Here is a 21,563-nt window from a genome sequence, read left to right on the forward strand (position 1 = left end):
CCATGTTCGCAGTCGAAGTCAGAGATCACATCATGATCGCCCATAGCCTTCCACGCCCCGTTTTCGGCCCGGCCCAAGGTATGCACGGCGCGACCTTCGTCGTTGATGCAGCGTTTTTCACCAAGGATGTGGACGAAGATGGACTTGCGGTGGACATTGGAGCGGCAACGACTGTCCTTTCGGAAGTCCTCAAACCTCTGAACTATCAGAACCTCGACGAACTGGATGTTTTCAAAGGCAAAATCAGCACGACTGAGGTCATCGCCAAGCATATTTTCGACGAGCTTTCCGGAGCCGTGGCAGACAAACGTCTCGGTCCCGGCAGTCACCGGATCGCGCGCATCAAAGTCACGCTGCATGAATCTCACGCTGCACGCGGCTGGTACGAGGCAGACCTTTGAGACCAAATCTCACTCTCGCCTATCCCGGGAACCTGAACCTGAAGACCGGCGGATATGGTTATGACCGGGAAATCGTCAAGGGTCTGAGAGAGCTGGGCTGGAATGTCGAGCTTCTAGCCCTCGGCGAGGGCTTTCCCTCTCCATCGGCTGAGGCGCTTCATGAGGCGGAAGCACGGCTTTCGGCGTTGGAAGACGGCGCCCTCGTCCTGATCGATGGCCTTGCTTTCGGTGTGATGGATGAATGGGCACAGAGAGAAGCGGGGCGGCTTAAAATCGTCGCGCTTGTCCATCACCCTCTTGCCCTTGAGACAGGTTTGACTGAGGCGCAGCAGGCCCCTCTGCGCAGGAGCGAGACAGCGGCGTTGGCCGCCACGCAACACGTCATCGTGACGTCACCGATGACAGCAGGTGAACTGGCGAAGAATTTTGGCGTCGCCGCTGACAAAATTACCGTGGCTGTTCCCGGCACCGTAAAGCCAGCTTCCGAGAGCAAGACGCGGAACGATATTCCGTATATCCTTTCTGTCGGGTCCCTCACCAGACGCAAGGGGCATGACGTTTTCATCGCTGCGCTGAAAAAGCTCGAAGATCTCGAATGGCGCACGACGATTGTCGGTAGTCCGCATCTGGATCCCGCCGTAGCGACTGCCCTTGCCCAGCAGATCGAAGCCGCAAAGCTATCGGACCGCATCATTCTGGCTGGCGAATTTGACGAGCTTGGACCATTCTATACCCAGGCAGACATTTTCGCTTTGGCGAGCCGCTACGAGGGCTATGGCATGGTCTTTGCCGAAGCGTTGGCCTACGGCCTGCCAATCGTTGCCTGCAAGGCAGGTGCGGTGCCGGATGTCGTACCGAGCGACGCGGGAATCTTGGTGCCAGTTGACGACATAGACGCAACAGCAGCTGCCATCCGGACATTGCTGACCGACAGCCAGGAGCGGGCACGTCGCGCGGAGGCCGCAGCGCGCGCGGGCAAGCTGTTACCGAGTTGGGAAGAAACCTCAGAAATCATCTCTAACAGATTGAAAGCATTGGCATGAGTGGCTTCGACAAGGACTGGCTGACACTCAGGGAGCCGGCAGACCGTGACGCGCGATCACTGTCACTCCTGCAGAGCTTTAACAGGTACATATCCTCCGCGCCGCCGCCGCGGACTATCCTGGACATCGGATGCGGGACAGGATCGACCTATCGGACACTCGCCCCTGCATTGCCGGACGCGACCTGGAAGCTTCTCGACTATGAGGCTACCCTGCTGGAAGAAGCAAAACGGCAGATCGGTGAAAAGGACGGCATCGAGTTTCTCTGCCGAAATCTCAATCAGCTGGACGATGCCGTGCTCGATGGTGTGTCAATGGTGACGGCATCGGCTCTCTTTGACCTTTGCTCGGCACAATTTAGCGACCGGTTTGCAGCACAGCTTGTCGGTCGGAACATCGGGCTCTACGCTGCTCTTAATTATGACGGCCAAATGCAGTGGACGGTTCGACACCCCTTCGATGAGCAGGTGGTAGAGGCCTTCAACCGCCATCAGCACTTCGACAAGGGGCTCGGCCCGGCACTTGGCCCAGACGCAACCGACCACCTGTCTTCCCTATTTGAGGCGAGCGGATTTTCCGTTAGCGTGGCCACGAGTCCCTGGCAGCTGCGCGGCGACATGGCCGAACTGCAAATGGCTTTTCTGGCAGGCCTGAAGCGGCCAATCCTCGAGATTGGCAACATCGAAGAGGCGGCATTCAGTGAGTGGCTTGACTTCCGTCTGTCACAGATTGGCAGCGACGATAGCGTATGCATCGTCGGCCATACGGATCTTCTCGCCTTTCCGAACCTCTGACCGGTCCTCCGATTTAAGGCGACAGTCAAACAAAACGTCGCTGCCGAGCGAATAGACCTCGGCGGCGGGTCGGTGGGCGTTGCAGAGTTGGGCTATAGGCGGCAGCGAGATGCCGCAGGGGCCGGACCCGATGATGACAGGTGCGATTGCGACGTGAAGCCGATCGACGAGGTTGGCGTCGATGAAGCGGGCAATTGTCCTTGCGCCACCCTCCACAAGAATGCGTTTCAAGCCCCGCTGGGAAAGACTTTCAAGTATGTCGTTAGGATCAAGACCAGCGGCTCCGCGAGCGAGCTGTACCACATCGGCGCTATGCATCGTTTTTTGCGCGTCATGTCCCTGGATAACGATGACCGGCGCGCCGCCATCGTGGAACAGGCCTTCGTCGCCTGTGAGCTCTCCGCGGCAGTCGATAACGACGCGTGTTGGGCTCGGCCCACTGACCTCCCTCACCGACAATCGGGGGTTATCATTCTGCACGGTGCCAATGCCAACGATGACGGCATCCACCAATGCGCGACAACGATGGAGGTGAGCCAGACCGTCAGGCCCGGATATGTCCCGGGCGTCCCCGCTTGGGGTCGCTACCCGGCCGTCCAGCGATTGACCGACCTGTGCCAGAACAAACCCGCCGCGAGCGGAAGCAACTGGTCCATACAGCGTCATTGCCGCCTCTGCCTCGGTTCTTCTTAGAGCATCCGCGCCATTGCGAATTGAAAGAAGCCGGTTCCAGAGCCTGTCAGTCATGTGAAGATTGCGCATCGACGTCCCAGTCTAGAGAATACGGTAAAGCGTGGTATCCCGGCGGATCACATGGTGAAAGATGACCGCCAACAGGTGTAACGCGAAAAGCACCAAAACGATCCATGCGCTCCACTCATGCATCGTTGACAGAAGCGGAGCTATCTGGGGAGATTTCTCAATCGGGCTCCAGACAGGAAACAAACCGAACCATTGCAATGGAAAGCCGTGGGCGTTGGTGGCGAGAAAGCCCGACACCGGCATTATGATCAGAAACATGTAGATGAGACCGTGGACCGTATGTGCGGCGACGCGCTCGCCAAAACTCCCCTGAATAGGAGGGGCCGGCGCATATAGCCGGGCGCCAACCCTCAGCAGCATGATCCAAAGCACGAGAAAGCCCAGACTTTCATGGACGAGATAAAAATCGAGTTTCACCTCGTCCTTTACGAAGCCGATCATAAGCCCCATCGGCCAGGTCATGAACACCAACAGGGCCACAATCCAGTGAAGAGCCCGTGAGACACCACTATATTTCGGCAACTGGTATGTCGAGTTATCGGCCATCATCTTCCTCCTCCAGGAATTGACGAGCCACATCATACCGGGAGAGGAGACGCTTTACGAGGACGGAAAAGAGCCTTCGGAAATCAGGGCCCTTCTGACGCTTCGATTAATCTGAAGACCTGCAGAACTTTGGCTTCAACCCTTGCTTAGTCTGGCGCATCAGAAGCTCATACGGCCAGGAAGCCACCATCCACGCTCAGAACGGCGCCATTGACCATGGCCATATCTGACGACAGCACAGCGGCGATCGTGCGTGCGACATCGTCTACTTCGGCAAAACGACCGACCGGGTGACGGACCATCATCGGCTGGGATTTTACCGGGTCGCTCCATGCGGCCATGGCGAGTTCGGTGAGTGTTATGGTTGGCGCTACGGCGTTGACGCGGATGCCGTGCGGGCCAAACTCCTTGGCAAGAACGCGGGTCGCCCCCTCCAGACCTGCCTTTGAGGCGGCGTAGCACAGATGTTCGGCAAAGCCACGGTGCCCGGCAATCGACGTGATGTTGACGATGGCACCGCCGCCGCCCGCGGCAACCCGCGCGCGTCCAAATTCCTGGCAGGTGATGAGGGCTGCCCGTAGGTTGATGCCCATGACGGCGTCGTAGCCTGCTTCCGTCATGTCGAAACTGGATTCCAGCACATTGATGCCCGCGCTGTTGATAAGGAAATCCGCCGTTCCGGCCTGTGCCATTGCCCGACGAGTCGCAGCCGGATCGGCAAGATCCACGACCACAGAGCGCCCGCCGATTTCAGCGCGAAGACTGTCGAGATCCGACGCAGTCCGGCTCAGCGCGATGACTTCGGCTCCACGCTCCGCCATGGTTCTGGCGCAGGCGCGACCGATGCCCTTGCCCGCGCCGGTGATGATGACAGATTTGCCTGAAAACTGCATTATATACTCCTCCTGATATGCATGTATTGCAGCGGATTAATGAGAGCCTGCGGTCAAAAGCGGTTCTATGTCGTCCCGCACCTCTCGCGCAATTTCCTGAATTTTGAGGAAGGCCTTGTAGCGTGCTTCATGCAAAGCCCGGACGGGGCCAGAGGCCGGTTCACTTCGACCCGAAACACTGGACATGGCGGGCATTGCGGTTTGCAAATCCGGATATGTTCCCGCAGCAACGGCAGCCAGCATGGCCGAACCCAACAGCACCGGCTCGGGGCATGCGGTTACTTCAACAGGAATTCCGGTTGCATCTGCCAGGATTTGACGGGTGAGCCTGTGAGTGCCGGCACCGCCAGAGACCGAAATGGACGAGATGGACACGCCATGTCTGGCCTGTGTGTCGATGATCTGGCGCAGACCGTAACCAAGGCCGCACAGCCCGGCGACATAGAGTGAGACCAGACTGTCAACACCGGTTTCCATTCCCAGACCCATAACGACAGCACGCGCGGCGGGATCGGCGAAGGGGGCGCGGTTGCCGAGAAACTCCGGAACGACGTTCAACTGTCCCGCAACGAAAGCGGCGTTGGATGGCTCATCGACAGATGCCAGCGCTTTTGCCGCCAGCCACTGCGGCAATCCAAGGCCTTCTTGTCCTGCATTGGTTCTTGCCTTGTCGGCATAGGGGTGGAGGCTGAGCAACTGGTCGATCGCAGCGCCAGCGGCGGACTGGCCACCTTCATTGAGCCACATGCCGGGCACCATGGCGGAGTAGTATGGCCCCCACACGCCGGGAACGGAGACTGGCTCCGTTGTGGTCGTCATCGTGCAGGATGACGTACCAAAGACATAACCCAGGCAGGCAGCGGGATTTTCTGCGCCGCCACGAGCAGCGACGGTACCGATACCGCCAGCATGGGCGTCGATGAGCCCTGCTCCGACGGCGGTGCCGGGGCGCAAGCCCATTGCCATGGCTGCATCATCGTTCAGCCCCGCGCCAAGCGGCGTGCCGGGAGGAACGACACGCGCACCGATCCGCCTGAAGCCATCGGCGGAAAGGTCGCCCAAGCCTATCTTTGCGAAATAGTCTTCGTCCCAGCGGTTCTCATGAGCGAGATAGGTCCATTTGCAGGTGACCGTGCAGGAGGAACGCTCCAGTGCGCCCGTGGACTTCCAGGTCAGGAAGTCCGTGAGGTCGAAGAAATTGCGGGCGCTTGTATAAATCTCCTCCCGGTTCTCCTTGAGCCAAAGGAGTTTGGGTGTCTGCATTTCTGGCGAGATAACGCCGCCGACATAGGACAGAACGGCATGGCCCATCTGGTTGATACGTCGAGCCTGCCCGATGGCCCGATGATCCATCCAGACGATGATATCGCGTTCAGGGTAAGCTTTATCACCCACCCCGCCATTTGCGCCCTCGACCACCAAGGAGCAGGTCGCATCAAAACCAAGGCCGACAACAGAGGCAGCATCAACTCCGGCTGCATCCACGGCGTCGCGAACGGCGGCGCACACCGCATCCCATATCTGAGCGCTCGATTGCTCCACATGGCCGTTGTCGTCACGAAATATCAGGATGTCATGCTTGGCCGAGGCCAACATCGTGCCGGTAGCATCGAAAACGCCAGCCCGGGCAGAGGCTGTGCCGACATCGACGCCAATAAAATATCCACTCATAACATCCTCCTGTTAAACTCGTCGCGCCGTGTCCACAGGACAGGCGCGACGACACTTTCCTCAAGCTTAGACGCGATCAAAATTGGTCGGCAACACCAACATATCGCGGATCGTTACATTGCGATTGCGTGTGAGGATATATTCCACAGCATCAGCGACTTCGCTCGGCTCGATGATGCTGCCGGATTCCTTGGCGGCGCGGAGATTTTCCTCCGGCCAGTCTGCCAGCAGCGCGGATGATACGGGACCCGGCGACACCTGGGAGACGCGTACACCGTGCGGGATCATCTGACGGCGCATCGTCTGCACGAAGCAGGTGATTGCCCATTTGGAGCCAGCATAGACGGGCTCCCAATGGGTTGGAAAATGGCCCGCGATTGAACTTGTGACGATGATGTCGCCCGTCTTGCGTTCGCTCATATGCGGCACGACGGCGTGGACATTCTTCATGACGGCGTTGATGTTGAGGTTCAACATGCGGTCGATTTCTTCTGCCGTCGTTTCGGTGAGATCGCCGCCGATGTAGGTGCCGGCATTGCAGTAGAGAATGTCGATATGATCGACCTTCTCAAGGACCTCAGGAATCATCGCGGCACAGCTTTCGGCATCGAGCAGGTTGGTCACTTGCGGAATGGCATTTTTGCCGAGTTTGGCGGCGAGTTCATTCAGGGCTTTCTCGTTCCAGTCGACCATGACGACGGTGCAGCCATTGGCCAGCAGCTTTTCGGTGGTCGCAAGGCCGATGCCCGAGGCAGCGCCGGTAATGACTGCAATCTTGCCTTCCAGTGATTGGGCCATGTTGGTTCTCCTGTGATTTTGAGGTTGGGAGGTAGTCGATCAGCGCCATTCGCGGGCGATGTAGATGGCGAGAAGGATGATGAAGCCGCGAATAATGTCCTGCAGGTATGGGTTGATCCCCATGAGGTTGAGGCCATTATTGAGGATGCCCAGCAGCACGGCACCGATGAGCGTTCCGAGTATGAGCCCCCGTCCGCCCGCAATTGCGGTGCCGCCGAGAACGACCGCCGCGATGGCGTCGAGTTCAAAGCCCACGCCGGCATTCGGCTGTCCGGACATAAGACGACCAGTCAGAATGATGGCGGCAAGGCCGGCAGTCAGACCGGAGATGACGTAAACGGCAAGCTTGATGCGTCCCGTCTTGACGCCAGACAGTTTCGCAGCCACCTCGTTGCCGCCGATGGCATAGACATGCCGGCCGAAGGCTGTGCGTTCCAGAAGGACCCAGGCCAGCGCGTAGACCAGGACCATGGCGATGACCGGAACTGGGATGATGCCGATACGTCCGACGCCGAACCATGAAATCCAGGAGGGCAAGCCGGAGATCGGATAGCCGCCCGAATAGATCAGGCCCGCGCCGCGGGCAATGCCCATGGTGGCAAGGGTGACGATGATGGCAGGCATACGTCCCCAGGCAACCAGCGCCCCGTTGAACAGTCCCAGCGCGATGGCGAGGCCGACACCCGCAAGCAAACCCACCCAGCCTGGCATACCGAACTTTACCATCAAGCCAGCGGCGATTGTGCCTGCAAGCGCCATGACGGCACCCACGGACAGATCAATGCCTCCGGTCAGGATGACGAAGGTCATGCCGACCGCGAGGATCGCCACGATTGAAACCTGCCTCAGCACATTGAGAATATTTGATACGGAAAAGAAGTTATCCGAGGCAAAACCCATCAGCAGCGAAACCATGATCAGTCCTGCCAATGGCAAGGCCAGCGGCGAGTGAATGATGGATTTCCAGACGGGCGTCGCGGCCTGTTGCGCTTGCGCGCCGGTGATAGCGTCAGCATCATGCGACATGTTGTGTCCTCCCGGTTGTTGCGTGGGTCATCACCGTCTCGGAGGTGATCGCGTCGCCTTCCACGGTGGCGACAATGCCTCCCGAGCGGAAAACGCAGACCCTGTCAGACATGCCGATCACTTCCGGCAGCTCCGACGAAATCATGATGATGGAATGGCCCTGCGCGGTGAACTCGCGCATCAGCTGGTAAATCTCGGTTTTGGCGCCGACATCGATACCGCGTGTCGGCTCATCGAAAATCAGTACCTTCATGTTGTGGTTGATCCAGCGCGCAATCACGACCTTTTGCTGATTGCCGCCTGAGAGCGTGTCGACCCGCACATGCGGGTGCGGCGCCTTCACACGGACGCTTTGCATCGCAGCGCGGGTGTCACTCAATTCGCGGCGGCGGTTGATGAAGAAGTGGCCGAGGAGATATTTGCCGTAATTGTTGAGCGAGACGTTTTGGAGGATGGGAAAGCTTGTAATAAGCCCCTGTTCCTTTCTGCTTTCCGGCAGCAAACCAATACCGGCGGCGAGAGCCTCCGAAGGATCGGCAAAGCGTATCTCGACTCCATTCATTCGCAGCTTGCAACGCGCTGCCGGATAAGCGCCCAGCATGGCGAGTGCCGTTTCCGTCCGCCCTGATCCCACAAGCCCGGAAAAGCCAAGAATTTCTCCCTGCCGGAGTTTAAAGCTGGACACGGGGCCACCTTTGGCAAGTTGAACCTCCTCGACATCAAGGACGGTCTTGGCCTCAGCGGGAATGACCGGCTTGGGCGGAAAACTGTTTTCGATCCGGCGTCCCACCATCATCTCGACAAGCCGCGACTGGTCCACGTCAGCGACATCGCAGGAGGCGACATATTCGCCGTCGCGGAGCACCGTGATGCGGTCGCAAATCTCGAATATTTCCTCCAGATGGTGCGAGATGAAAATGATGGAAACACCCTGGGCACGAAGGCTTCTCATGACACGGAAGAGGTGCTCTACCTCCGTCGGTGTCAGCGTTGCCGTTGGTTCGTCAAGCACAAGAATGCGTGCATCCAGCGCCAGTGCCTTTGCGATCTCGACAAATTGCTGCTCAGCGACGGAAAGGTTGCGAATGGGAACGCCGAGCGGAATCGTGATGCCAAGCTGCTTCATGATTTCGCCAGCACGCTTGCGCATGGCAGCGCGCTTCATGAAGCCCATACCATTGCAGAGTTCGCGCGCGAGAAACATGTTCTCGACCGCATTGAGGTAGGGAACCAGCGAAAACTCCTGGAAAACCACGCCGATACCAGCATTGATGGCCTCGTTGTAATCGGCAAACTGGCGCTTCTCTCCTTCGATCCAGATCTCGCCTTCGCTGGGCTTGAGAATGCCGCACAGGATCTTCGTCAGCGTTGACTTGCCAGCGCCGTTCTCGCCCAGAAGCGCATGAACCTCGCCCGCGTTCACCGTCAGATCGACACCGTGCAGGACCTCGATTTTGCCGAAGCTTTTCTTGATGCCTCTCAGTTCGAGCATTGTTTCCTCCAGCAATTACATGGACAAGCATCGCCCCCGCCCAAAGGCGAGGGAGATGCAGGCGAAGCCGCTTACCAGCTGAAGCCGGCAGCGTTTTCCTTGGTGACGGGGCGCACATCGATAGGAACTTCTTTTGGCACGACGCGGGCACCCCATTTCTGGGCTAGCGCCATGGCGAGGCCGACACGCACTTGGTCACGTGGGAACTGCGCCGTGGTCTGGACGAATGGCGTGCCCTCAGCGATGGCCTGTACTGCCTCCGGGGCACCATCGACGGACGTCAGCTTGACATCACGACCAGCCCCCTGGATTGCCGCAAGAGCACCCATTGCGCCGCCGTCATTGACGGAGAAGATGCCCTTGAGGTTTGGACGCGACTGCAGCATGTTCTCGACCACGCCGAGCGCGACCGAGCGATCCTGACGACCGTTCTGCGTATCGACCAGCTTGATGCCCTTGAATTCCGCAAGAGCTTCCTTGCAACCTTCGACACGCTGCAGAATTGGCACGACGGGAATACCATCGAGGATGGCGACCTCGCCCTCGCCGTTTATTGCCTTGCCGAGCGCCTGGCACGACTGGTAACCGGCATCCTTGTTCTTGGACCCAACAAACGTATCGACGGGGCCGTTTGCGTTGGCATCAACGGCAACGACAATCACATTTTGTGCCTTGGCGGCCTGCACGGCGGCTTCGACGCCAGCTGAGTCAGTGGGGTTGATAAGGAGAATGTCGATCTTCTGTTGCAACATGTCCTCGACATCGGAGATCTGCTTTGCAACGTCGTGTGCAGCGTCGGTGACGATCACCTCAGCACCGATGGCCTTTGCGGCTTCGTCCAGAGCTTCTTTCATGGACACGAAATAAGGATTGTTCATTTCCTGAAAGGTCATGCCAATCTTGAGTTTGGCGTCCTGCGCAAGAGCCGAACTTGCAGCTAAAGTCGCGACGGCAATCGACAAAGCGGTCAATGTCTTTTTCATCCCGGTTTCCTCCCTGTGGACGACGACAGGCAAAGCCTGTCCGTTTCCGGAAAGCACCATGCCTCCCGAATTGATGATCCCCGCGGTGGGGTATGGTTGAGGCTCGCTTATCCGGTGGCTCTAAAGGCCTCGTTGGCGTTGAAAGTGGCGCGGAATTGCGAAGGCGGCATTCCCTTCAGCTTCTGGAAATGCCTGTTGAAATTAGACAGGTTGGAAAAGCCGATTTCGTAGCAAATTTCGGCAATCTTCACCTCGGGTCGCGTCAGCAGCGCAAGGCACGCCAGATCGACCCGCAACTGGTTGCGGTAACGGACCAGCGTCGTACCGGTATGGCGCTTGAATGCCCGTGAGAATGAACTTGGACTGCGTCCCACCATCTCGGCCAGATCGCGCTCATCGATATCGTCGGTCAGATGTTCGCGCAGATAGGCAATCGCGCGGTTGACGCCGCCCTCATTGATGTTGGAAAGATCCAGTTCGTAACTCAAGCTGGCCAAAACTTCCGGTTCAGGCGCAGTTGCCAGCACATCGAGAATTTCCCAAAACAGCGCCAGACGTTTGAGACCGCGCGTTTCAATCAACGTCTCTATCAAGGGCCGCACCGTATCGCTTGTGCCCTTGTCGAATAGCAAACCCCGACGGCTGCGCTCCAGAAGCGGAACCACCGCCTCCATCTCCGCCATGCCGGCAATGCTATCTTCCACGAATTTTTGCGGGAACTGGATGACCAGCGAGCGAGCAGGTACGACTTCGCCCGGTTCGATGTCTGAGATCCAGTTCTGCGGCAGGTTCGGACCGGTGACGATCAACTGTCCCGGCTCGAAGCGACCGATATGATCGCCGATATAAAATCGACCCGATGTCGCAACGACCAGATGGATTTCATATTCGGGGTGGTAGTGCCAGCGGACGGTCCGAAATGGATAGCCGTGCGTCCACGCTGCGAAGGATTCGCCTTTGCGGATATGAACGAGTTCCAGATCGGGTTGCACAGCGTCTCCTCCTACCGAGCGCGAAATCCAGCTATCCAAAACTGCAAACCTCCGATTTTGCAGTTTTTGTCAGCACGGGGATATTAAGCACTGATATTGCTACGCATCTACATCAACGCTGAATTTAAGCTGATACTTTTTTGACGATTGAATGCGCAAGAACTTCCAGCGAAGTCCGCAAGCCATGCAGGGAATTTGCTGCGCGCAGCGCGAATTCTGACATTGCCAACAAGGCCTTATCTCGGTGCCGTTGGCTGTCGGGGAGCACGTATTTGTGAAGGTATTCGCCGCAATTGGCGGCCCGGTGTAACGGTGGCGACTTGCCCCACCGTTACAGTTTTTGTCCAGATGTCAGTGACCGAGCACGAAGCGGGAGAAGGCGAGCGAGTTTCTCGCATCCTCATCCATCTGCGCCTCGTCAGCGCCATTGCTGAGATCTCGCCAGACCCGGATATCTGAACCGATGGTGCCGCCTGTCTTGACGAAGGGTTCCATGACGACAGCGCCGGTATAGTTGATCTCGCGAAGCGCTGTACCGATTTCATGCCAAGGCATTCTGCCTGTGCCCGGTACACGACGGTTGCTTTCGCCGGTGTGGAAATGGCCAAGCAAAGGCCCTGCGGTGCGGATCGCATCGCCGAAGCTGTCTTCCTCGATGTTCATATGGAAGGTGTCGAGCATGACCTTGACGTTGGACTTGCCAACATCCTTCACGAAAGCGACGCCCTCGGCAGCGGTGTTGAGAACGTGGTTTTCAAAGCGGTTGAGGACTTCGATGCACAGATTGATGCCGAGATTGTTGGCGAAGTCGGCAATGCCGTGAATGCCTTCCACGCCGCGTGCACGATCACCAACCTTATCGACGGGCTGTGAATAATCGACCGGCCAATAGGAATGCAGCGCGCCGCCAATCGTCTTGATGTCGAGCTTGGCAACATTGGTCAGCGTCTGCTCGAAGAACAATTTGCCTGCCTGACGCACAGCGACGTCTGGCGAAGACAGGTTCTTGCTCTTGGAGGGGCCGATGCCAGCGGTCAGAATAATGCCGTTGTCTTTGGCACTCTGCTTGATCTCGGCCAGTTCCGCATCGCTGTATTCATTGATGTGATGGGCTGCGACTTCGATGATGTCGAAGCCAAGCTTGGCGACCTTTTCCACATAGGGGCCGAACTTGGCGCTCCACTCATGTTCCCAATAGGAGTAATAAATGCCGTGTTTCATGGTAACTTTCTCGATTAACAGATGAGGGATAAGCTATTGAAATGGTTCGGAACGTGTCGTGAGATCACTCGCAGGTTCTAGCCAGCGCCGGGGTTCTTCACCCGCATGTGAGGCTCGTCGCTGCCGGAGATGATCGCGCGACCATTGGGAAGGTCGTTTTCCTCGACTTTCCTGGTGATATCGGCGTCACCAGGCCCAAAGCTGCGCCATCTTTCGCGGAGCCTGCTGCGGAGGTCATCCTCGGCGACATCAACGAAAACAGTGAGATCGAAAATCGGCTTCAGCAGGTTCCACGGCTCCTGCCGTGAGAGCAGGTAATTGCCTTCACACACGATGATGTTGACGGATTGCGCAATCAGTCTGCCGCCAGCGCGGGCGATCTCGATGGAGCGATCAAAGACAGGGACCGCGACCACATCATCCTCATTCGCCTTCAGGCGCTTGAGCGTATGACGCAGGCCATGCGCATCAAACGTATCGATTGCACCCTTGTAAGGCAGGCGACCCATTTCCGTGAGAACTGCATCATCGTAATGGAAGCCATCCATCGGGAAGAGTGCCGCCGAGACGCCGGATTCACCGTTCAGAACCTCCACGACCTGCTCGGCAATCGTTGATTTTCCCGAGCCCGGCGCTCCGGCAATGGCGATCATGAGCCGCCGCCCTTTATTCTCTGCGAATTGCCGGAGTGTGCGTGCTGCAATCTCCCGTGCACTATCTTCTACGCTACTCAATGTGACCTCTTCACAATCCGAAAAACAACGGTAACTGGCGTGCCAACGAAGGCTCAGAATATTCCGTACTGATCCGCCTTGTTGCGCAGGAAGGCGACGCCCTTGTCCAAAACCTCGTCCCTATCGCGCGCGACGGGACGCCAGGTGGAAATGGAGCCTGCCATCTCTGCCTGCATGGTAACGAAGCTCTCAAGCGTCAGCAGGCCCTTGAAGCCGATGGCCGCGAGCGCCGCGAAAATCTCATCCCATGCAATATTGCCGAAGCCCGGCGTGCCGCGATCGCTTTCCGACATGTGCATGTATTTCAGGTGATCGCGCGCAGCGATGATGCCGTTGGCGAGACCCTTCTCTTCCATGTTCATGTGGAATGTATCGAGGTGGACGAAGACGTTATCCAGTCCGATGCGCTCGACCATATCGACCGCCTGTTGGGCCGAATTGATGAGGTGGCTCTCATATCGATTGACGGCCTCGATGCCGAATTGCAGGCCGAGCGTCTTGGCATGGCGAGCCGCAGCGCCAAGCGCGCGGGTCAGATTATCATACTCGCGCTCAGTCGGCGGAAAGCCGGTCCGCTCATTCGTGCCGCCGAAGGTAACACCCGTCAGCGCCACGGCGCCAATTTCAGATGCCTTGTCCAGAGCGGCTGTCAGATGCTCGATTGCAGCGTCGGGGCGAATAGAGGCCCAGGCATGTTCCGGCAGAACCAGAGAGCATGCTGCACCGATCTTATGCTTTTCAAGAAGCGCGCGGCTGTGTTTCGCATCGACGGTAGGGATATCGATTAGCGGTATTTCGATATAATCCTGTCCGCAGCCCGCAGCCCCGGCAATTGCCCGTTCAGCGCCCTCGTGGTCCCACTTGGTCGACCACACCATTGCGTGAATGCCAAAACCCTTCACGTCACACCTTCTTTCTACGAGACAGGAAGTAAGAGGATGCGATTGTGCGTGCCGCCATGACGACGATCATCAACACACCCCAGAGAGCCGTTGCCAGATGCTGGTTGGCACCCATCAGATTGAGGCCCGATGACAGAAGCTGCAGCACGACAAGCGCGACGAAGACCGGCAGCACGCGTCCAAAGCCCCCGAACGGATTGATGCCGCCCAGAAACGCCGCCAGCACCGTGATCAGCAGGTAGGATTCACCGTGGCCTATGCGCACCGAGTTGAAGCGGGCCATCATGATGATACCAGCGACGGCGCACATCATGCCGGACAGCGTATAGACGAGAATGAGGATGCGGCGCGTGTTGAGGCCGGAATAGGCCCCGGCTTCGATGTTTGACCCGATCATCAACAGGCCAAAACCAAGCTTGCTGCGCGTCAATAACACCTGCCAGAGCGCCACACAGGCGATGAAAATGAGGAGCGGCACGGGGACGCCGAGGATCAGGCCATGACCGATTGGGGCGACATATTCGGGAAAGCCGGAGACGTCGCCGCCTCGGGTCAGGAACTCGCCCAGACCGCGCAGGAAGATCATCATGGACAGCGTGATGAGGATCGGATGACCGCGGGTGTAGGCAATCGCCGCGCCGGTCATCAAGCCTGCGGCACCACCGGTCGCAAGTGCGGCTACGAGGGCGAGCGCGAAGGCGCCGGCTGGCGCATCGACGCCGCCATACATCTGAAGCACACCGGCAGCGGCAAGGCCCGACAGGTTGGCCGTGAAGGTAACGGAGAGGTTGATACCGCCAGTCAGAAGCGGCAGCAGCATTGCCAGCGTCAGAAGCCCGAGTTCAGGCAGCTGAAACGCCACCGAACCGAATGTGCCAAGCGACAGGAAATTATCCGCACCCAACCCGAAGATCACCATCACGGCGACGAACGCGATGATCGGTCCGGCCATGTCAGCGCCGAATGCGCTGTTGAATTTCTGGATGAGCGACGACATCAGCGTGCACCCCTCTTCTGAACATTGCCCTTTGAGAAGAAAGGCAGAAGTTTATCGATGCGTGAGGAGGAAAGCGTGATGGCTACGAGGATGATGGCGCCAACGATCATCTTGAAGGCGAAGGGGGACACGCCCATCAGGTTCAGGCCGTTCTGCGTAATCGAAACCATGAGAACGCCGAGAACGCAGCCAATGACGGATCCCTTGCCGCCGCCGAGACGTGCACCGCCGAGAACAGTCGCGGCAAGCACGTCCAGTTCACGGCCATAGAGCGCATTGGGCACGACCTCTTCCGCGTAATGCGCCTGCATCAGCCCGGCAATCCCAGCCATGAGGCCCAACCAACCGAAGGAAATGTAGTGCATGGCGCCGATATTGATGCCGAAGCGACGCGCACCCTCGGGATTATCGCCGAAGGCATAGAGCTGGCGGCCGATCGTGGTGCGGGAAATCATGAACCAGGTGGCGATGCAGCAAAGGATCATCACGACGACGGGTAGCGTCAGTTCCAGCCAGGAGCCATCTGCCATCTCGCGTTCGTAGAAGACGACGCGTGTCGTGAGCCAGTCCGGCAGATTGTAGATGGAAACACCCTTGGTGAAGAACATCAACAGGCCGAAGAAGATGTTGAAGGTGGAAATCGTCGCGACGATGGAGATGATCCGCAGCTTGTAGACGAGCAGCGCATTGATGAGGCCCAGGCCAATGCCGACCGCACCTGCGATGATGAAGCCTTCCGCCCAGTTGCCGCCACCCAGCGCGCCGATGGCAAGAGCCGTGACATATTGCACGACGGACGCAGCGACCGCGAAGGATATGTCGATCCCGCCAGAGATCAGCACGACGAGAAGGCCGACGGCGAAAATGATGTTGACGGATGAGACATTGAGAATGTCGAAAGCGTTGGAGATCGTGAAAAAGCGGTCCGTCGCCAGGGACAGGGCCGCGGACAAAACGATCATCACGGCCAGAAGCGTGAACTCTGTCGTATGGCCCAGCATCAACCTACGCATAGACTGCTCCTTCCAGATCCGTCAGCGACATCTTTCGCGGATCATATGTCGCCTTGATCCGGCGCTCGGCCATATGGATGATGCGATCGGTATTGAAATAGACTTCTGGCGGCTCATCCGAAATCACAATGATCGAAAGACCATCGGCGGCGAGCTTGCGGACGATATCGAAGATGCCTGCCCGTGCACCGACATCAACGCCGACTGTGGGAGCATCGAGGATGAGAAGTTTCGGGCCGATGGCCAACCACTTCGCAATCGCCACGCGCTGCTGGTTGCCGCCAGACAGGGTCCGGATCGGATCTTCCGGCTCGCCGATCTTGACGCCAAGCGCGGAAATCCAGTTAGAAACGACACTCCGCTTCTTCTGAGGCGAGATGAGCCCGGCAGACAGGATGCGATCCAGCGACGCCATAACCAGATTGTCGGCAATGGATTGCGGCTGGTTGAGGCCGAGCGATAGCCGGTCTTCAGAGAGATAGGCTACCCCCGCACGGATCGCGTCGCGATTGGAGCCAAAGCTTACCTTTTCGCCGTTCAGGATGATTTCGCCGGAATGCGGCTTGTGCATTCCAAACAGCGTCAGCGCAAGTTCCGTGCGTCCGGCACCTAAAAGGCCTGTCACGCCCAGCGTTTCGCCGCGTCGCAAGTCAAAGGAAATATCCTCGAATTCATTATTTCGGGAAAGATTGCGCACTGACAGAACGACGGGCTGGTCATCGTGATCAGCAGCCACCACGGCGTTGTCGAAATTCCGTCCGGTCATCAATTCCGTGACACGAGACTGCGTCATGCCTTCTACCGGAAACACGCCGACGAGTTCGCCATCGCGCAACACGGTCATCCGGTCGGAAATCTCAAGGACTTCCGCGAGGCGGTGCGACACGAAGACAACCGCGACGCCTGACGCCGAGAGGTTGCGCACGATGTCGATGAGGTAATCCGTCTCCGATTGCGTCAAGGATGCCGTCGGCTCATCCATGAAGACCAGCCGCGCTTCACCAACCAATGCGCGGGCAATGGCGACGATCTGGCGCTGGGCAATAGGAAGTTCTTTCAGAGGCAGGTGAAGATCGAGCGAAACGCCGAGCCGGGCCAATGCCTTCTCTGCGGCCGCTTCCATGGCGCGCTTGTTCACAAGACCGTATTTGCCGCTGACGGCATATTGGAAGCCGATATTTTCGGCGACCGTCATTTCACCAAACAGCGCCAGATCCTGCCAGATCACCTGAATTCCGAGTGACTGCGCCAGACTTGGCGTCATGGCGGTAATGGGCTGCCCGTCGAAGAAGAACTCCACACCCTCTTCCGGCTTGTAGACGCCGGTGATGATCTTGATGAGCGTGCTTTTGCCGCAACCATTTTCACCGGCAAGGCAGTGCACTTCACCTGGGTTGACTTCGAAGGCAACGCTTTTCAAAGCGCGAACACCACCGAATGTCATCTTGACGTTTTTGAGGGACAGGAGCGGTCCGGCGCTCGTCATGGCAAATCTCTTCGCTCAGCCGCCTTTAAGCGGATGCTGTTGATCAGATGTTGAAAGGGGGCCGCGCCAAACACAGTTGACGCGGCCCAGGCCTTCGGGAGGAACTAGAGGCCCATGGAAACCAGCTTGTCGATGCTTTCCTTGTCGATCTTCAACAGCTGATCGACCACGATGGTGTTGCCTTCAGGCGCAATCTTGCCAAGGCCCGGAATGTCGTCACCCGCCTTCGGCTCCTGGCCCTTGGCGATACGGTCCGCAAGCGTGATGAACACTTCACCGGCCTGCTTCGGGTTCCACATGAAGCCGCCCGTCAAAGCGCCCGATTTGATGAGCTTTGCGCCCTGCCCCGGCGAGAACGGACCGATGACGAAGACCTTGCCATCCTTGCGACGCTCTTCCACAGCGCGACCTGCGCCAATCGGGCCCTGCGATCCAAAGGCAAGGAAGCCCTTGAGATCGGCATTTGCCGCCATCAGATCAAGCGCCGTGGAACGGCTCTTGTCGACGTCTTCGGCCACGCCGTAACGGTCGCCGATCAGCTTCATGTCGGGATAGTTGGCCTTGATATAGGCAATGGCGCCATCGGCCCAGGCATTGTGAAGCGGCACGGTCAGCGAGCCAACGAACACCGCGTATGAACCCTTGCCGCCCATCTTTTCGGCCAGCAACTTGCCGTGCGCTTCACCGAAACCCTTGGCGGAAGCGAGTTCGAAATCCCAGTTCGCGCCAACCTGCTTTGGCGATTCATGGGTGATGACCTTGATACCGGCATCCTGAGCTTTCTTCAGGACAGGCTCCAGCACCTTCGCGTCATTCGGCACAACGCCGATAACATCAACCTTCTGCGCAATCAGGTCTTCGATAGCGCGGACCTGAAGTGCTGGATCAGCGCTCGTTGGGCCGACCATGAAACCCTGTACGCCGAGCTTGGCGCTCTGTTCCTTGATGCCCGCTTCCATGGCGTTGAACCAGGCAATGCCACCAATCTTGACGACGACACCGACCTTTGGCCCATCGGCCAATGCGGTGGACGCGAGTAATGCAAGCGAAAGGCCGACTGCGGCCGCAATTATCTTTTTCATGGATGCTCCTCCTCCAAAAACATTCCAGCGAGCAAGGATAGGCGCTCCAACGCCTTAACCTCCAGCCTCGAAACCCGAGACACTGCTCTGCCACTCCCATAGCAACAACCATCTGCGCAATCGGTATTGCAAAGTTGCACAATCGATGGTGCATTGAACATAACACGGTTATACCTTTCGTCAAGAGGACGAATATCCTAACAATCGGAATCATTCGGAGGATGTGATGAACCAGAGCTCCAAGAAAGCCACTATTTACGACCTGTCGGTTTTATCAGGCGCATCGGCATCCACCGTCAGCGCCGTTTTGAACGGATCGTGGCGCAAGCGGCGTATTTCACAGGAGACTGCGGAAAAGATTCTATCGCTTGCCAAGGCCGAGCGTTATACCGCCAATCTTCAGGCCCGCGGCTTGAGAAGCTCCAAATCAGGCCTCGTCGGTTTGCTGGTACCCGTCTATGACAACCGCTTCTTCTCATCCATGGCGCAAACCTTCGAAGCTCAGGCGCGGTCGCGTGGTCTGTCGGCGATGGTCGTGTCAGGTAGACGCGATCCAGATGAGGAGCGGCGGACTGTCGAAACACTCATCGCGTACTCCATCGACGCGCTGTTTATCGCTGGTGTCAAGGATCCGGATGGTGTCCACCAGATCTGCGCCAGCGCGAAGCTGCCGCATGTCAACATCGACCTTCCTGGCAAATTCGCCTATTCGGTGATTTCGGACAACCGCAATGGCGCAGAAGCGCTGACCGATGCAATCCTTCGCCACGCATCCCGAAACGGCGACTTCAGCGCGGAAGAAGTCGTGCTGTTTGGTGGCCATGACGACCACGCGAGCCGCGAGCGAATTGCAGGCTTCCATGCAGCAAAGCGAGCGTTTTTCGGCACCGAAGGCAGCGGCGACATTGAGGTAACGGGCTATTCGCCCCGCATGACCGAGCTCGCTTTCGAACGCTTCTTTTTGCGCGAAGGCCATCTGCCACGGTGTCTGTTCATCAACTCGTCCATCAATTTCGAAGGGCTTCTACGTTTTCTCGGACGGTACGATGTGGAGATGTTCAAAGACATCGTCGTCGGATGCTTCGACTACGACCCATTTGCATCTTTTCTCCCCTTCCCCGTCTATATGGCGAAACCGAACATTGCAGAGATGCTGGAGCGGGGGTTTGAATTGCTTGAGGCGGCGCCCGATCATCCGGAGATTACCGTGATCATGCCGCAACTGGTCTCACCAAGAACAGCACTGACCGGGCCGCTCGATGAGATTAAAGACCCAACGCAAATGTAAGCATTGGGACACGGCAAAGCGACGATTATCAGTAACGAACCGGACAGGCGATCAAGGCCGACGTATGTCTTCCTGCATCACACCAAAATGGTCGAGAATCATCTGTACGTTTCTGCGGTGAGATTTGAAATACAGATCGAAGACGTCTCCGAGCAGAGGGACGCTGCCTACACAGGCATCCAGCGCAATGTTTCCCACCATCCGCGAAAGCTTCTCCTTGGGAACACCAAGACGACGCGCTTCATTGACGATGTAAAGACCGATCATCGCACCTGCGCCGTCACCGATCACAGGCACGAGTCCGAACACCGAGTCGGCGCCAAGACGAAGTTTCGTTCCGGGGATGCCGATGGCTGTATCCATCAGTCTCGCTATCCGCGCGAGGCGGCGGATGCGTTGCAGGCGTTGTTCACCGCCCAATGCGGTGTACGCTGCACCCTTGTCAAAATCGCTTGCGCTCCATGAACCTGCCAATCGCATAGCCTCCAAATCGGGACATTTCCCGTCATAAAGGAATGGGGAGTGCGAGAATTCGTTTCAAGGGCTTCAGTGTGACTTTCGCCACCGAGCCACATAGCGGCACATAGTGCCCGCTCAGGTAAAATGACGCCTGAAAAGGAAAGGGCCGCAATTTGCGGCCCTTTGAACGATCAGAACTGACGGCGGAAGCCGACTGTCAGAGCGTGGCTGCTGAAGTCTGTGCTTGAGGTGGTGCCGTCGACGGCTGTGAAATCGAAATCATCGGCAGCAGTGTAGCGGTAACCGATATCGAATGTGGTGTTGGTGAACAGGCTCACATCACGGAAGAAGGAAATGGAGCTGAGCTCGATGCCAACGCCTGCGTCAAGGTGGTAAGCAAACTTCGTGTCGTCATCATCAAGTACGACGCCGGTAGCGGAAACGCCCTGGCGACGAAGCTCGAGGTTCATGGCACCAACGCCGCCGCCGAAGTAAGGCGTGAAGGCCGTGCCAGTCGGGACGTCCATGTAAGCATTGACATAGCCCTGGATCGCACGGGCCGAGCCGAAGGAATCATTGCCTGCGCCAAAGCCGCCCACGAAATGCTCATCAACATCTGCGCGGCCATAGCCGACTTCAAGTTCGATACGTGGAGACACGAAGCCGTAGGAGCCGAAGCTGTAACCTGCACGCAATGCGCTGTAGGTGCCCATGTCGTATTCGCTTCTGATATCAAAGCCTGAAGCGGAGAAATCGAGGTCGTCCATGAATGTCAGGCTGCTGACAGAGCCAAGATAGAACCCACCTGGGTTTGCCACTGTCGCTGCAGGTTCGGTCTGAACGGCGAGATCTGCGGCAGAAGCAGACGAGCCGAGCAATGCCAAAAGGCCCGCGCACTTCAAGAGATATCTCATTTGAAAACCTTTCTGAATCAGCCCCCGCCGATGCGGCCAGATTGGTTGTTCCCGCGGTTGCTGTCC

Annotated in this window: 22 protein-coding genes; 4 read left to right on the forward strand and 18 right to left on the reverse strand. The window is 57.8% G+C overall.

Translation table 11 applies throughout. The features are described from left to right. Positions 1-2: 2 nt before the first annotated feature. The 3 genes from QRN85_RS03565 to QRN85_RS03575 are packed head-to-tail and all read left to right on the forward strand — an operon-like array spanning position 3 to position 2,238. Entirely contained in the window at positions 3-401 is a 399-nt protein-coding gene (locus QRN85_RS03565) for a 6-pyruvoyl trahydropterin synthase family protein (RefSeq protein WP_284757212.1), read from the forward strand. Next, positions 398-1,444 carry a glycosyltransferase family 4 protein gene (locus QRN85_RS03570; protein WP_284757211.1) on the forward strand — a complete coding sequence of 349 codons (1,047 nt, stop codon included), beginning with the start codon at positions 398-400 and terminating at the stop codon, positions 1,442-1,444. The genes QRN85_RS03565 and QRN85_RS03570 overlap by 4 nt, the downstream gene beginning before the upstream one ends. Next, a complete protein-coding gene (locus QRN85_RS03575) occupies positions 1,441-2,238 on the forward strand; it encodes a class I SAM-dependent methyltransferase (protein ID WP_284757210.1) in 798 nt (265 codons plus the stop codon). The genes QRN85_RS03570 and QRN85_RS03575 overlap by 4 nt, the downstream gene beginning before the upstream one ends. On the opposite strand, the gene QRN85_RS03580 is transcribed toward QRN85_RS03575, so the two are convergent. The 16 genes from QRN85_RS03580 to QRN85_RS03655 all read right to left on the reverse strand — a co-directional run bounded on the left by QRN85_RS03580 (position 2,167) and on the right by QRN85_RS03655 (position 18,836). Next, on the reverse strand, positions 2,167-3,000 hold the full coding sequence (locus QRN85_RS03580; RefSeq protein WP_284757209.1) for a RibD family protein: 834 nt from the start codon (positions 2,998-3,000) through the stop codon (positions 2,167-2,169). The two genes, QRN85_RS03575 and QRN85_RS03580, sit on opposite strands and share 72 nt — an antisense overlap. A gap of 12 nt (positions 3,001-3,012) precedes the next feature. Continuing rightward, positions 3,013-3,546 carry a cytochrome b gene (locus tag QRN85_RS03585; protein WP_284757208.1) on the reverse strand — a complete coding sequence of 178 codons (534 nt, stop codon included), beginning with the start codon at positions 3,544-3,546 and terminating at the stop codon, positions 3,013-3,015. 167 nt (positions 3,547-3,713) lie between these two features. Then, positions 3,714-4,439, reverse strand: a complete 726-nt coding sequence (locus tag QRN85_RS03590; protein WP_062587816.1) for an SDR family oxidoreductase — start codon at positions 4,437-4,439, stop codon at positions 3,714-3,716. A gap of 36 nt (positions 4,440-4,475) precedes the next feature. After that, complete coding sequence (locus tag QRN85_RS03595; protein WP_284757207.1) at positions 4,476-6,110, reverse strand: FGGY-family carbohydrate kinase; 1,635 nt, start codon at positions 6,108-6,110, stop codon at positions 4,476-4,478. A 66-nt stretch (positions 6,111-6,176) separates the two neighbouring features. Next, a complete protein-coding gene (locus QRN85_RS03600; protein WP_284757206.1) occupies positions 6,177-6,908 on the reverse strand; it encodes an SDR family oxidoreductase in 732 nt (243 codons plus the stop codon). 39 nt (positions 6,909-6,947) lie between these two features. Then, positions 6,948-7,934: an ABC transporter permease gene (locus QRN85_RS03605; protein WP_284757205.1), complete on the reverse strand. Its 987-nt coding sequence runs from the start codon at positions 7,932-7,934 to the stop codon at positions 6,948-6,950. Further along, positions 7,924-9,426: a sugar ABC transporter ATP-binding protein gene (locus QRN85_RS03610; RefSeq protein ID WP_284757204.1), complete on the reverse strand. Its 1,503-nt coding sequence runs from the start codon at positions 9,424-9,426 to the stop codon at positions 7,924-7,926. Before QRN85_RS03610 ends, QRN85_RS03605 begins: the two co-directional genes overlap by 11 nt. A gap of 71 nt (positions 9,427-9,497) precedes the next feature. Beyond that, positions 9,498-10,409: an ABC transporter substrate-binding protein gene (locus QRN85_RS03615; RefSeq protein ID WP_062587825.1), complete on the reverse strand. Its 912-nt coding sequence runs from the start codon at positions 10,407-10,409 to the stop codon at positions 9,498-9,500. A 107-nt stretch (positions 10,410-10,516) separates the two neighbouring features. Then, positions 10,517-11,401, reverse strand: a complete 885-nt coding sequence (locus QRN85_RS03620) for an AraC family transcriptional regulator (RefSeq protein ID WP_113098080.1) — start codon at positions 11,399-11,401, stop codon at positions 10,517-10,519. 351 nt (positions 11,402-11,752) lie between these two features. Continuing rightward, positions 11,753-12,622, reverse strand: coding sequence for a D-psicose 3-epimerase (locus tag QRN85_RS03625; RefSeq protein WP_284757203.1), 870 nt, complete (start codon positions 12,620-12,622; stop codon positions 11,753-11,755). Between the two features lie 77 nt (positions 12,623-12,699). Further along, positions 12,700-13,356, reverse strand: coding sequence for a nucleoside triphosphate hydrolase (locus QRN85_RS03630; protein WP_284757202.1), 657 nt, complete (start codon positions 13,354-13,356; stop codon positions 12,700-12,702). 53 nt (positions 13,357-13,409) lie between these two features. Further along, the gene (locus QRN85_RS03635; protein ID WP_284757201.1) at positions 13,410-14,258 is read right to left on the reverse strand and encodes a sugar phosphate isomerase/epimerase family protein; all 849 of its coding nucleotides are present in this window, start codon (positions 14,256-14,258) and stop codon (positions 13,410-13,412) included. 1 nt (position 14,259) lies between these two features. Beyond that, positions 14,260-15,255 (reverse strand): ABC transporter permease, encoded by a 996-nt coding sequence (locus QRN85_RS03640; protein ID WP_284757200.1) that lies wholly within the window; start codon positions 15,253-15,255, stop codon positions 14,260-14,262. Continuing rightward, positions 15,255-16,268 (reverse strand): ABC transporter permease, encoded by a 1,014-nt coding sequence (locus QRN85_RS03645; protein ID WP_284757199.1) that lies wholly within the window; start codon positions 16,266-16,268, stop codon positions 15,255-15,257. The genes QRN85_RS03640 and QRN85_RS03645 overlap by 1 nt, the downstream gene beginning before the upstream one ends. Further along, on the reverse strand, positions 16,261-17,754 hold the full coding sequence (locus QRN85_RS03650; protein ID WP_284757198.1) for a sugar ABC transporter ATP-binding protein: 1,494 nt from the start codon (positions 17,752-17,754) through the stop codon (positions 16,261-16,263). Before QRN85_RS03650 ends, QRN85_RS03645 begins: the two co-directional genes overlap by 8 nt. Before the next feature lie 104 nt (positions 17,755-17,858). Next, positions 17,859-18,836, reverse strand: a complete 978-nt coding sequence (locus QRN85_RS03655; RefSeq protein WP_284757197.1) for a substrate-binding domain-containing protein — start codon at positions 18,834-18,836, stop codon at positions 17,859-17,861. A 226-nt stretch (positions 18,837-19,062) separates the two neighbouring features. On the opposite strand from QRN85_RS03655, the gene QRN85_RS03660 reads away from it, so the two are divergent. Further along, the gene (locus QRN85_RS03660) at positions 19,063-20,124 is read left to right on the forward strand and encodes a LacI family DNA-binding transcriptional regulator (protein ID WP_502870749.1); all 1,062 of its coding nucleotides are present in this window, start codon (positions 19,063-19,065) and stop codon (positions 20,122-20,124) included. 51 nt (positions 20,125-20,175) lie between these two features. Here QRN85_RS03660 and QRN85_RS03665 read toward each other — a convergent pair whose 3' ends face one another. Then, entirely contained in the window at positions 20,176-20,544 is a 369-nt protein-coding gene (locus tag QRN85_RS03665) for a DUF4112 domain-containing protein (RefSeq protein ID WP_284757253.1), read from the reverse strand. A 230-nt stretch (positions 20,545-20,774) separates the two neighbouring features. Then, a complete protein-coding gene (locus tag QRN85_RS03670) occupies positions 20,775-21,497 on the reverse strand; it encodes an outer membrane protein (protein WP_113091736.1) in 723 nt (240 codons plus the stop codon). Positions 21,498-21,563: the final 66 nt, after the last annotated feature.

The sequence above is a fragment of the Agrobacterium sp. fls2-241-TYG-188a genome, assembly GCF_030209845.1.